This is a genomic window from Mucilaginibacter rivuli, from assembly GCF_019391655.1.
GTDB lineage: Bacteria > Bacteroidota > Bacteroidia > Sphingobacteriales > Sphingobacteriaceae > Mucilaginibacter > Mucilaginibacter rivuli.
This window is the reverse complement of the sequence record NZ_JAHXPQ010000002.1, coordinates 667,652-680,596: the sequence shown is the minus strand read 5'-3', so window position 1 is coordinate 680,596 and position 12,945 is coordinate 667,652. Positions and strand designations below refer to the sequence as shown.

The following is a 12,945-nucleotide window of genomic DNA, read 5'->3' as shown; positions in this document are numbered from 1 at the left end:
TTTTGTAACATTTATGCCAACAAGCTCCCAATTTGCCCGATAAATGCTAAATTGCAGGATACATAACTGACACTTATTACCCTCATGAAAAAAACCTTTACCCTACTCCTTTTTCTTAGCGCGACGGTAGCATCCGCGCAAAAGCTTGAAACCCTTACTGTAGAAAAGATCATGCGCGACCCGCAATGGATAGGCACTTCGCCATCTAACATTAGCTGGAGCGATGATAGTAAAAAGATCTATTTCACCTGGAATGCCGAAAATAAAGGTCGTGATGCGATGTACCAGATTACACCTGATAACCTGAAGCCCGAAAAAGTAACCCCTGAAGAAAAGAGGAGTATACTTCCGTCAAACGGCACATGGAATAAAAAGCACACTACAAAGTTATACGAAAAGAACGGCGATATTTATTTTTATGATGTTAAAACAGGCGTATCAACACAATTAACTAACACGCTAGAGCGCGAAAGCAGCGCTGCTTTTAGTGGCGATGAAACGAAAGTTTTATTTATCCGCGCTGAAAACCTTTACGCCATTAAACTTAACGGCGGCGAAATTACACAGCTTACCAACTTTACCCGTGCAACCGCTGCACCGGCAGCAGCTACATTGCCTGCAGGCTTGGGCGCCGGGGCCGGTGGCAGACGCGGTGGTGGTGGCGCGACAGGTGCTCCTGTTGCGGGCGGCCGTAGCGCGGCAGGTGCAGCAGCAAATGCTAACCCGCAGGAAGCTTACCTTAAAGCTGAGCAACTTGAATTATTCGACATTATTAAAAAGAAGGCTAATGATGCCAAATTAGATGCCGAAGAACGTAAACTGAGCCCACAGCCAAAAACTTTAAGGGCTATCCCTGTTGAAGATAAACAGATAGGTAACATACAACTAAGTCCGGATGGCCGCTACATTACTTACCGCCTTATTACACAACCGCCCGTGCCGGGCCGTATTGGTAACGTACCCGATTATGTTACAGCATCCGGCTTTACCGAAGATATCCCCAATCGTACCAAGGTTGGCGCGGCGCTGGCTACTTCAGAAAATTACATTTTTGATACCCAGCGCGATAGCGTTTACGCCATATCGAAGAAAATACCGGGCATAAAAGATATACCCGATTATGTAAAAGATTACCCCGATATGCTGGCCGACCGTACTGCCAAGAACCAGGACCGTAAATTAAACATCAACGCGCTTAACTGGAGCTTGGATGGCAAAAATGCCGTAGTAATACTTACCGCCCAGGATTGCAAAGACCGCTGGATAATGAAGGTGGATATGGAAACAGGTATTTTGCTGTTATTAGACCGCCAGCATGATGATGCCTGGATAGGTGGCCCCGGTATTAACGGCTTTGGCGGCGGCAATGCAGGCTGGGTAGATAATACACATTTTTATTACCAGAGCGAAGCAAGTGGCTATTCGCATATTTACGTGGTGGATGTTATTTCGGGCGATAAAAAGCAACTCACAAGTGGTAAGTTCGAGGTATCTACCTTAAAACTATCAAACGATAAAAAAGACTTTTACTTTACTGCCAATATGGAGCACCCGGGTATAACGCATTACTACCGTATCCCCGTAACGGGTGGTACTCCTGTAAAACTCACCGGTATGAAAGGCGGCAACGAAGTTGAGCTTTCGCCTGATGAAAAATGGCTGGCTATACACTACTCCTATTCAAACAAACCATGGGAACTGTACATACAACCCAACAAGCCGGGTGCAAAAGCAATACAGGTAACTAACTCCACCACACCCGAGTTTAACAGCTACCCTTGGCGCGAACCGGAAATGATCACTTTTAAAAATCGTTACGGAACCGATATTTATGCCCGCGTATACCCCGCAAAAAAACCTGACCCTAATAAACCTGCCGTGGTATTTGTACATGGTGCGGGCTACCTGCAAAATGTGCATTACTGGTGGAGCACTTATTTCCGCGAATATATGTTTAATAACCTGTTAGCCGACAATGGCTACACCGTAATGGATATTGATTATACCGGAAGCTCGGGCTATGGCCGCGATATACGTACCGGCATCTATCGCCACATGGGTGGTAAAGACCTTACAGACCAGGTTGATGGTGTGAAATACCTTACCGACCATTACGGCGTAAACCCTGCCCACGTAGGGCTATATGGTGGCTCATACGGCGGTTTCATCACACTCATGGCTATGTTTACCACGCCCGATGTTTTTGCCGCAGGCGCGGGCTTACGCAGCGTTACAGACTGGGCTAATTACAACCACGGCTATACTGCAAACATACTAAACGAGCCTTTTAACGACCCTAACGCATACAAATTAAGTTCGCCTATTTACTTTGCCAATGGCCTAAAGGGCCGCCTGCTGATGTGCCACGGTATGGTTGATGATAACGTAAACTTCCAGGATATTGTGAAGCTTTCGCAAAAGTTGATAGAACTGCATAAGCATAACTGGGAACTGGCCGTATTCCCTGTTGAAAGCCATGGCTTCGTTGAACCAAGCAGCTGGACGGATGAGTACAGCCGGATATTGAAACTGTTTGATGAGACGTTAAAGAAATGATTTCGAATGTTCGTCCCAATAACTATCGGAATCGGACATAAAAAATAAAAAAAGCCACTTAGCAATTTGTTACGTGGCTTTTTATTGCCTGAACTTTCTGAAAGCGTAAATGAACTGTTGAAAATAGCTGTATACAGGATATTTCTCAATCCCCTTAAAACCGTATATGGGTAGTTCATTAGGTGGCATATAGGTAGTTTTCCAAATAGTATCCCAGATAGAAAACTTGGTAGAGAAATTACAGCCGCTACCTGGCACATTTTGGTGGTGATGCCAGCGGTGCAGTTGCGGACCATTAAATACATAAAGTAATTTACCTTGTTTAACATTAATATTTGAATGGTTGTACGTACCCCATACAGCATCTATAGTGCCTTTTATAATAGCAACTTCGGGGCTGGCGCCTAACAGTATAATGGGGGCAAACTCAATGGTTTGCGCTATCAGTATTTCCAGCGCGTGCGAGCGTGAACCGGCAAGCCAATCCACAACAGGTGTAGCATGGGCAGCTTCATGAATGCGCCAAAAAAAGCGATTGGTATGTTGCAGGCGATGAAACCAATATTGCCACAGATCATGACTCACCAAAAACAACAGCACCTGCCATACCAACGGCCAATTGCTGATGATATGCAAGCCTGATACTGACCCATTGTTATTTAAACAGCGGATAATAAACGCGATACCAATACCCAAAAAATAGTTTTGCACCAGGGCATACCAAAAAAAGTCTATCCAATACCCTTTCCTGAATATTTTATAACCCTTTTGGTATGGAAATATGCGCTCCATAATGGTGAGTGCAATGGCCCAGGATACAATAATTGCAAATGATATATACTCTAAACGCATAGCTTTAGTTTTATACTTTCAAATATAAAACCTTATCAAATATTATAATACCGTATTTATACGGTATTATAAAAACCTAACCGAGCAGTGAATCTATTGCTATCCGGGATTTTATAATCATAGCCTAATAACCTGATTTTGTAAACTATGGCTGTGATCACTCTGCAATTAAAATATACTTTCAATAATTTCTGAAAGTTCATTTTAATCATCATCTTTGTGTAAACTTTTATGCAATGGAAACACTTCAACAATTCATCAGGGTGGCAGGCCTAGCACAAATAGTACTTGCAGGCGGCAGCATTGCCATACCGGGTGTGCTTAAATGGAGGGAACAGTTAAGCCATGTAAGGCCGCTGATCCGACAAATGTTTTGGACCTATGCCGCTTATATTTTTGTTATTAACCTATGCTTCGGGCTGGTATCATTATTTGCTTATCGCGATATTACTAATACCTCTACCCTATCAACATTGGTTACGGGGTTTATAGCCTTGTACTGGATCTCCAGGGTTTTAGTCCAATTCCTATATTTTGACCGGTCTGATTTTCCAAAAGGCAAATTAAACCAACTTGCCGAGGTGGCTTTGGTATTACTATTTATTACTCTCAGTGTAATTTACAGTTGGGCATTTTATATCAATCTTAAACAACTAAACTAATGGAACACCTATTAATAAATATCATTTACCTGATCAGCATTAACTTAATACTGATCATCCCTGGGTATTTTATTATACAGCGTAAACTGATATTGGTAAGCTGGCTTATGCTTGTTGTATCAGTGCTGGCTATTCATTTTATTTTCTTAAACGCACATCCCATATTACGTATGCTGACTATTATTGCCACAACTTTTACCGGCATGAAAGTAGTTGCCGCTACACAAAGCAATAAAAAAACACCATTACCAATTTCTTTTAAGCAATGGTTAGTTTATGCCGCGGGCTGGGCAGGTATGCGGGTGCAACCGTTTCAAACATTGGGATCGGCACCACTCCCCCATGCATGGGCGATGATCCGGTTTGGTATCAGCAGAATTATCGCGGGTTTCGTTATCATTTGGCTGGCGCATCAAATCATGCGGTTCAATTTACCACATGGTTTAGCCTATACATTGCTAAGCGTACTGCTGTTAATCGGATTTAGTTTGATATTGCATTTTGGTTTGCTCAGTATCAGCGCAGGCGCCTGGCGCTTACATGGGGTTAATACCTACCTTCTTTTTAAACAGCCCGCGCAAGCTTTAAGCCTAACCGAGTTTTGGAGCAAACGCTGGAATATTGCCTTTAGCGAGATGACCTCGATAGCTATATTTCGCCCGGTGAAAAACAAGTCGGGTAGCCCTATCGCGCTTATGCTTGCGTTCGCGTTCTCAGGCTTACTGCACGAAATGGCGCTGACCGTCCCGGTTAGCAGCGGTTATGGCTTACCATTACTTTACTTCATATTGCAGGGCGCATTGGTGCTGTCCGAAAAACTGATGAGCAATCATCACATCACTTTCCTGCAAAACAAAGTTATTGCACGTACATGGTTATTCTTTTGGCTGGTGGTGCCTGCACCTTTGCTTTTTCATACCCAATTTATAAAACAAATACTTTTCCCTTTGGCAGGGATAAAAATTTAATATACTATACTTTGATTTTTAAGTGTCAAAAAAACATTTTATATTTACTCACCTTTTATAACCTATCTGTTCCAGCTAATACACAACACCAATGAAATACATTTTGTATGTACTTTTATTTGCCTGCTTATCTGCCAATGCGCAAACTGCTTTAAAAGCATTCTCCTTGCAACAAGTAAAACTACTGCCCGGCATATTTAAAGATGCTGAAAGTACCGATCTTAACTATATTATGGAGCTTAAGCCCGACAGGCTATTGGCCCCCTATCTGCGCGAAGCAGGACTGAAACCTAAGGCCGAAAGCTATACCAATTGGGAAAACACAGGCCTTGACGGGCATATCGGCGGGCATTACCTATCGGCCCTGGCCATGATGTATGCATCAACACAAGATCAGAAAGTGCTTGCCCGATTAAATTATATGATAGCCGAACTTAAACTTTGCCAGGATAAAAATGGCGATGGTTACATAGGCGGTGTACCCGGGAGTAAAGAACTTTGGGCACAGGTTAAAAACGGCGACCTATCAGACTTTAAAAAGAAATGGGTGCCGTTTTATAACATTCATAAAACTTTTGCTGGTGTTCGCGACGTGTATCTTTATACTGATAATCAAACAGCAAAAAACATGCTGCTAAAATTTGCCGATTGGTTTGTGGATATCGCCAATAGTATTACCCCACAAAAAATGCAGGAAATACTACGAACCGAGCAAGGCGGCGTTAATGAAGTATTGGCAGATGTTTATGCCCTTACCGGGGATAAAAAATACCTGAAGGCCGCCTACAGTTTCTCACACCAGGCTATTTTACTGCCTTTGGAAAATGGGCAGGACAAATTAGACAACTTGCATGCCAATACACAGATACCCAAGATCATCGGCTTTAAACGCATTGCCGATGTAAATGCGGATACCGGCTATAATAAAGCCGCAAGTTTTTTTTGGGAAACTGTTATTACACACCGCACGGTAGCCATTGGTGGCAACAGTGTGCGTGAGCACTTTAACCCCGCTGCCGATTTTTCGTCGATGATAAGCAGTGAGCAGGGGCCCGAAACCTGCAATACGTACAATATGCTCAAACTTACCAAATCGCTGTTCCTATCCGACCCGAAAGTAAGTTATATGGATTATTATGAACGTGCGTTGTACAACCATATCCTTTCAACACAACATCCAGGCAAGGGCGGTTTTGTTTACTTTACCCCTATGCGCCCCGGCCATTACCGTGTGTATTCGCAGGCCGAAACCAGCATGTGGTGTTGCGTAGGCTCAGGTATGGAAAACCATGCCAAATATAGCGAGCTTATTTACGCTTATAATGATATTAACCTGTTTGTTAACCTGTTTATCCCATCACAATTAACATGGAAACAAAAAGGCCTTATCCTCACCCAGCAAACCAATTTCCCTGAAAGCGAAAAAACAACGCTTACCATTAACGATGTTAAGGCAGGTGCATTTGGCATCAATATCCGTTACCCATCATGGGTAAGCGGCGGACTGATACAAGTACTCATCAACGGCAAGCCATTTAATGTTATTAATAAGCCATCAAGCTATATCAGTATCAGCAGGGTTTGGAAAAAAGGCGACATAATACAGGTTACGCTCCCTATGCATAATACCTTAGAAAAATTGCCCGACGGCTCAAAATATGAAGCGGTAGTACACGGGCCAATTGTAATGGCTGCCGTGCTGGATAGCACCAACATGACCGGTCTTTTTGCTAACGACAGCCGCATGGGGCATGTTGCACAAGGCAAACTATATCCATTACAACAAATGCCCATGTTTGTAAGTAATACTACAAATGATGCCGACCAGATCAAAACCAAACCGGGGGCGCCATTAACCTTTAGCGCAGCTAATTTGATATATCCTGCAAAGTATAGCAACCTTACATTGGTGCCTTTTTATAAAATACATGATGACCGCTACATTATTTACTGGCAACGCGAAACGCCGGAAAGCCTGGTTAGTATTCAGAAAAAGATGGCTGATGAAGAGGCCGAAGCAGCAAAATTAGCTGCCCTGGTTATTGATATGGTTAACCCTGGGGAGCAACAGCCCGAGTCGGATCATTTTATCGAAAGCCAAAACTCCAATACGGGCGTTAACCGCGATAAGCACTGGCGCGATACACGTTCGTTCTTTAGCTATAAATTTACCGATAAGGCCAAACAGGCGGCAACCCTGCGTGTAACTTATTTTGGCAGAGATAAAGACCGCGATTTCTCAATTTTGGTAAACAACCAAACCATTGCTACCATAAAACAGGATGGCAGCCGCGGTAATACTTTTTATACTGAAGACTACCCTATCCCAGCTGCACTGGTCAATACCTCAACCGGAACCTTAACCGTAAAATTTGCGGCAGCTACAGGTTCGATGACGGGTGGGGTTTATGAGCTGAGGTTACTAAAGAAATAGCAAAACCGATTAACATATTTAATATTTTACGGCACATAACTACCTGCATTAAATATTATATTTGTTTGAATATTAACCTAATACCCTATGTCAGCTACCGGAAAAATACCTTTTGCAACAATAAGGAAACATGTAAGCGATTATGTAAACCAACATAAGATTACAAGAGAACAAGGGCACCTGGACAGGTTAGCTTATACAATAGCAGACTACATCGGGGCTTTACATCCCGGCGAAACTATTTCTGTGCAGGATGTAAGCAAGGCAATATCTATTGTAGTTAGATAGTATTGTATCACCATTGCTTGTTTTACCGCCATAAATTATAGAAGGAAGTATCCTATCTTTTACTTTATCAGCAAGGGCTTCCTGATAGAAACCCTTGCTGATGAGAGCTACTTCTTTGCAGCCGTCAGTACTTCCGTATTCAAACGGATATACTCATCACTTTTATCTTTTTTAGCAGCATCAATACCTTCCTGCGCGGTAATGGCAGCACCTTTTTTATCGCCTAAGCGTAATTGCACACGTGCTTTCCACAAACGGGGCACCATGGGCGAAAAGCCCTTGTCTTTTTGCAATTCCTCTGCCCATGCAAGGGCTTTGGTCATGTCTTTATTGTTATTATAGTAATAGATAACTGCGGCATAATATGGTTTTTTAGCCGTTTGCATTGCCGAGTCTATTTTAGCCATTACTTTAGCATCAATATCCACGGTCATGTGGATGCTCAGGCTGGTATGCTCCCAGGTTAAATGCAGATCAGCCGCAGTAGGGAATACATTTTCGAACTGCATGGTAAAGGTTTCAACATTCTCTTTCAATTTAACCGGTTTAATGGTAAATCGCAGGTAATCATCAGCAGCATTGTAAGTATATGCGCCCCATTGTTTGCTGGTTTTACTCAGGATGATCGTCCAATCGCCTTTCTCACTTGGTATGCTGAACAAGCCATAAGTACCTGCCGCCACGGGATGTCCTTCCAGCATTACTTCATCCGTAAATCTGATGGTAGTAGCTGAGTTTGCCCCCGTGCGCCACACCGCGTTATAAGGCTCGGTATAGCCAAATATTTTGCGGCCCTTAACATTTGGGCGCGAGTAGGTTAACGTTATTTTACCCAGGCCAAAATCTTGTGTGATAGTTTGAGTTGAGCTGGGTTGTGGGGTAAGCTGCGCGCGGCTGCTTGTGCCAGCGAATACACACGCGGCTAATAGGAACAGGTACTTTTTCATCTTATTGTTGGTTAGTTAATGTTTGGCTTTTATTTCCCGCTGTAGCGGATGGTTAAAGATAAGTATTACCAGGGTATATAAAAAATTGACAACACAAGGCTTAAAGGCCGATTGAAACAGCAGCCATTTTAAACAGCATATCAAGCTTTATATTGGGTAAAGAATTATACCCGCCGAACCAAAAAACAATTTCCTACCACCCAAAACACCGATGATCACAACGATAATAACCAGAGGATAATAAGGATAAAACGCCTGCGATAAAAAAGCCTTAGTTGTTGCTTAATTATTACGGTTTACTATTTTGTGTTCGCGGCATCAAGTTTTGATCTTAATAATTTTGAGTGTGTTTTGTCGCCCGCAAAATCAATATCCAAACCAACAGAATCAGCTTCGGCATAATACTTTCCTGATGTTTTGATGGCATGGCCACTTACATCAACACCAAATGTAAAGGTCTTTCCGTCAACCTTACCATCTTTTATAGCTAACTCTCCTTCAGGGGTTTCAATGTTACCGGTAAGTTTGTCGCCATCTATTTTAAAAACGTATGTTAACGGAATTTCGTTACCGCCGGGTATCATAACCGTACCCTCCCATTTGCCCGACATATCGGCAAATGCAGCCATTCCTGTTAAAAAGCCCGAAATCAATATCGCTGAGGTTAATATTTTAGCTTTCATTTTTACTTAGTTTGATTTTGCAAAAATATCGCCTCAATGCAAAGAAGCCGTTAAGCCTTAAACAAGTAGTTGTTAAGTATCATGGCATTTTATTAACAACTATGCTTTAGCTGGCATGATATTAACAACACGCCCTGTTGTAAAATTGTTGTAACATACCTTGTTTTACGGCTTTACAGAGATAGTACATAGTTGCAGGAAGTATCAAAATACTATCTTTATACAGCCAAACCTAAATACCATTTTCATGACAAAACTGCACCTGCTATTGCCCCTGCTGTTACTATCGGCTATACCTGTTATTGCCCAGCAAAACGATATAAAAGCCGAGTTTAAAAACCCACCCGAAGCAGCATGGCCCCGCGCATGGTGGCACTGGACAAACGGTAATATCACAAAAGATGGGATCACCAAAGATTTGGAATGGATGAAACGTGTAGGTATACAGGGTATGCAACTGGCCGATGTGGCCAGCGGTGGTGGGCAAACTGTACCCAATAAATTGGTTTTTGGCTCGCCGGAGTGGCTGGATGCTGTGAAATTTGCAGCTACAGAGGCCGAGAGACTAAAGCTGGAGATGACTGTTTTTACTTCTGCAGGCTGGAGCTTAACCGGCGGCCCATGGGTAAAACCCGAGCAAGCCATGAAAAAACTGGTTTGGAGTGAAACACAGGTTGAAGGAGCCAAAACCATACACCAACAACTACCCGAGCCGCCAAGTGCCGAAGGTGCAGGCCCCTTATTACCTAACGGTAACCGTAAAGGTTTTTATCACGACCAGGCTGTTATTGCCTTCCGCACACCTGCCGATGATCTTGCACAAAGCAATAATAAACCTGCTGCTACAACTATAAAAGGCACTGTGAATGCCACTACTTTATTCGATGATAATTTAACTACGGGTATTTCTATCCCTGCTGATGCACAATCTAAAAAAGCATGGTTGCAGTTAACATATAATACACCTTTTACTGCTAAAGCCATTACTGTTGCCGGCAGGCGCGGCATCCCTTACGGCAGCGTTAAAGCCAGCACCGATGGCATTACTTATCATTCACTTACCAATATCCCGGGCCGTTCGGGTTATCGTGGTGGTAATATCCGCACTTACTCTTTCCCGGAAACAACTGCTAAATATTTCCGGATTGAGCTAACCAATGCACCGGTAAGGCCGGGAGAAGTTATTTCGGAAGTAACCACCCTGCCCGATACTGCATACCAGATCACTGAAATAAAACTGGTACCGGGTGCACGTGTTAACCGTTGGGAAGATAAAGCGGGTTTCAATTTTTTGTTTGAATATGATGGCACAGAAACACCGGCTTCATTATCCGGCGCTGTGATCAAAAAATCCGACATTGTTGATCTTACCTCAAAACTTACTGCCGATGGAACACTAAACTGGGATGCACCTGCAGGAAACTGGACAATAATGCGCTTTGGCTACGCCTTAACTGGCTCAAAAAACAGGCCTGCAGTACCCTCAGGCTTGGGTTACGAGGTTGATAAAATGAGTAAAAAGCATGTTACCGCATACATGGAAGCTTATACCGCCCCTTTACAAAAGGCATTAGGCCCATTATACGGAAAGGTTTTACAATACATGGTAATGGATAGCTGGGAGGCCGGCATTCAAAACTGGACAGATGAAATGCCTGCCGATTTTATGCAATTACGTGGCTACAGCATATTACCTTATTTACCTGTACTGGCAGGCCACGTAGTTGATAATGCCGAAACCAGCGATCGTTTTTTATGGGATTTTCGCCGCACCCTGGTCGATCTTATTGCTCAAAACCATTATGGTACCGTTACTGATTATTTGAACAAACAGGGCCTGAAAACTTACAGCGAGGCAGGTGGCGTATCGCTTGAATCGATAGAAGACGCCTTGTTGAACAAAAAATATGTAGATATACCAATGGGCGAGTTTTGGGTAAAAGACCTTCACCCATCATCCATGTATTATGAAGATATGCGTGGCGCAGCATCGGCATCGCATATTTACGGGAAAGGTTTGGTTGCTGCTGAGGCTTATACCGGCGGTGGTTATGAATCGCCTAACACCCTGCGTCGCATTGCCGATTACTGGTTTACACAAGGTGTAAACAGGTTAGTTTTTCATACATCGGCACACCAGCCGCTGGATACCAAGCCAGGCAATACCATGGTAGGCACACATATTAACCGCAATATTACCTGGGCCGAGTTGGGGCGACCATTTATGACCTACCTTGCCCGCAACTCGTACATGATGCAGCGCGGCCTGTATAGTGCCGATATTGTTTACCTGCTTAACGAAGGTGCACCATCAACTATGCCCTTTTGGGGAGCAGGTGTACAACCGGCCACACCCGAAGGTTATTCATTTGATTATATCAATGCCGATGCATTACTTACGCGCATGAATACCGATGCCGGTGGTAAACTGGTATTGCCCGACGGGATGAATTACGCTATCCTGGTGCTCCCGCCTACCCGGCAAATGACATTGCCCGTGCTCCGGAAAATAAATGCCCTTGTACTGGCTGGTGCCACTGTTGTGGGACCAAAACCAACTAAAGCACCCGGGCTTACCTCATATCCCGAATCGGATACCGAGCTATCTGATATAGCCAATGATATGTGGGGCGATCTTGACGGGCAAAGTTTAACTACACGCACTTACGGAAAGGGCAAAATAATTTGGGGACAACCTTTACAGAAAGTATTAAAAAACAATGGAATAATGCCCGATGTAATTACCAACCGCCCGCTCGAAGAAGTATCGTGGATACACAGGCACGAGGCTGATAAAGAAATATACCTGTTGGTTAACCGCACTGATACACTGCAGAATTTAGATGTAAAATTCCGTGTTATTGGCAAAGAGCCCGAGTTTTACTATGCTGATAGCGGCAATGCTGAACCAGCTCCATATAACATATCGGCAACAAACACATCGGTACCGATATCCCTCGGCGCACGCGAGGCTATTTACGTGCTGTTCGAAAAAAATACCACTATTGTATCACGGGCTAAACCAAATGGTACCGAACACAAACTGGCATCCATTACCGGCCCGTGGCAATTACAATTTCCGGCAGGTTGGGGTGCACCCGAAAAACCGTTTCAATTACCTCAATTAACCTCATGGACAATGAGCGCCGATAGCGCCGTTAAGTACTTTTCAGGAACAGCTACCTATACTAAAACCATTGCTATTAAACCTGAATGGCTTAAAAACAACAATTTGTACCTTGACCTGGGCCGCGTTGGCGATATTGCAGTAGTTACAGTAAATGGCAGCAAACCTGATACCTTATGGAAACCCCCTTACCGCTTAAAGCTAAACACGATAAAGGCAGGTAATAATACAGTAATAGTAAAAGTAACCAATGAATGGAGCAACCGAATAGCCGGCGATAAATTATTACCCGAAAATAAAAAATATCTTAGTCCAGGTCCGCCGGCCTTTGGCTCAGCGGGTTTAAAAACTGTTTTAAATCCATCAGGATTATTGGGCCCGGTTAGTATTATGGTTAAATAAACCCTGTGGTTTAAAAATGAGAAGGT

9 protein-coding genes are annotated in these 12,945 nt (G+C 43.4%); 6 read left to right on the top strand and 3 right to left on the bottom strand.

Going from position 1 to position 12,945, the window contains the following annotated elements; translation table 11 throughout:
- Positions 1–84 precede the first annotated feature (84 nt).
- Positions 85–2,556 carry a prolyl oligopeptidase family serine peptidase gene (locus tag KXQ82_RS06735; protein WP_219487388.1) on the top strand — a complete coding sequence of 824 codons (2,472 nt, stop codon included), beginning with the start codon at positions 85–87 and terminating at the stop codon, positions 2,554–2,556.
- An 81-nt stretch (positions 2,557–2,637) separates the two neighbouring features.
- On the opposite strand, the gene KXQ82_RS06730 is transcribed toward KXQ82_RS06735, so the two are convergent.
- Entirely contained in the window at positions 2,638–3,408 is a 771-nt protein-coding gene (locus tag KXQ82_RS06730; protein WP_219487387.1) for a sterol desaturase family protein, read from the bottom strand.
- A 236-nt stretch (positions 3,409–3,644) separates the two neighbouring features.
- Here KXQ82_RS06730 and KXQ82_RS06725 point away from each other — a divergent pair, with 236 nt between their 5' ends.
- The 4 genes from KXQ82_RS06725 (at position 3,645) to KXQ82_RS06710 (ending at position 7,760) form a co-directional block, all read left to right on the top strand.
- A complete protein-coding gene (locus tag KXQ82_RS06725; protein ID WP_219487386.1) occupies positions 3,645–4,070 on the top strand; it encodes a hypothetical protein in 426 nt (141 codons plus the stop codon).
- A complete protein-coding gene (locus KXQ82_RS06720) occupies positions 4,070–5,038 on the top strand; it encodes an MBOAT family protein (RefSeq protein WP_219487385.1) in 969 nt (322 codons plus the stop codon). Before KXQ82_RS06725 ends, KXQ82_RS06720 begins: the two co-directional genes overlap by 1 nt.
- A 91-nt stretch (positions 5,039–5,129) precedes the next feature.
- The gene (locus KXQ82_RS06715) at positions 5,130–7,472 is read left to right on the top strand and encodes a glycoside hydrolase family 127 protein (protein WP_219487384.1); all 2,343 of its coding nucleotides are present in this window, start codon (positions 5,130–5,132) and stop codon (positions 7,470–7,472) included.
- A gap of 87 nt (positions 7,473–7,559) precedes the next feature.
- Positions 7,560–7,760 carry a hypothetical protein gene (locus KXQ82_RS06710; RefSeq protein WP_219487383.1) on the top strand — a complete coding sequence of 67 codons (201 nt, stop codon included), beginning with the start codon at positions 7,560–7,562 and terminating at the stop codon, positions 7,758–7,760.
- A gap of 107 nt (positions 7,761–7,867) precedes the next feature.
- Here the strand turns inward: KXQ82_RS06710 and KXQ82_RS06705 are convergent, their stop codons facing one another.
- Positions 7,868–8,707: a DUF2911 domain-containing protein gene (locus KXQ82_RS06705; protein WP_219487382.1), complete on the bottom strand. Its 840-nt coding sequence runs from the start codon at positions 8,705–8,707 to the stop codon at positions 7,868–7,870.
- Between the two features lie 299 nt (positions 8,708–9,006).
- Positions 9,007–9,390, bottom strand: a complete 384-nt coding sequence (locus KXQ82_RS06700; RefSeq protein ID WP_219487381.1) for a hypothetical protein — start codon at positions 9,388–9,390, stop codon at positions 9,007–9,009.
- A 247-nt stretch (positions 9,391–9,637) separates the two neighbouring features.
- Between KXQ82_RS06700 and KXQ82_RS06695 the strand changes: the two genes are divergently transcribed.
- The gene (locus tag KXQ82_RS06695) at positions 9,638–12,919 is read left to right on the top strand and encodes a glycosyl hydrolase (RefSeq protein ID WP_219487380.1); all 3,282 of its coding nucleotides are present in this window, start codon (positions 9,638–9,640) and stop codon (positions 12,917–12,919) included.
- Positions 12,920–12,945 lie beyond the last annotated feature (26 nt).

What these genes read in the sequence shown, in the direction of transcription:
- KXQ82_RS06735 (WP_219487388.1), top strand. Translation starts at nt 85, where the DNA reads ATGAAAAAAACCTTTACCCTACTCCTTTTTCTTAGCGCGACGGTAGCA.
- KXQ82_RS06730 (WP_219487387.1), bottom strand. Translation starts at nt 3,408, where the DNA reads ATGCGTTTAGAGTATATATCATTTGCAATTATTGTATCCTGGGCCATT.
- KXQ82_RS06725 (WP_219487386.1), top strand. Translation starts at nt 3,645, where the DNA reads ATGGAAACACTTCAACAATTCATCAGGGTGGCAGGCCTAGCACAAATA.
- KXQ82_RS06720 (WP_219487385.1), top strand. Translation starts at nt 4,070, where the DNA reads ATGGAACACCTATTAATAAATATCATTTACCTGATCAGCATTAACTTA.
- KXQ82_RS06715 (WP_219487384.1), top strand. Translation starts at nt 5,130, where the DNA reads ATGAAATACATTTTGTATGTACTTTTATTTGCCTGCTTATCTGCCAAT.
- KXQ82_RS06710 (WP_219487383.1), top strand. Translation starts at nt 7,560, where the DNA reads ATGTCAGCTACCGGAAAAATACCTTTTGCAACAATAAGGAAACATGTA.
- KXQ82_RS06705 (WP_219487382.1), bottom strand. Translation starts at nt 8,707, where the DNA reads ATGAAAAAGTACCTGTTCCTATTAGCCGCGTGTGTATTCGCTGGCACA.
- KXQ82_RS06700 (WP_219487381.1), bottom strand. Translation starts at nt 9,390, where the DNA reads ATGAAAGCTAAAATATTAACCTCAGCGATATTGATTTCGGGCTTTTTA.
- KXQ82_RS06695 (WP_219487380.1), top strand. Translation starts at nt 9,638, where the DNA reads ATGACAAAACTGCACCTGCTATTGCCCCTGCTGTTACTATCGGCTATA.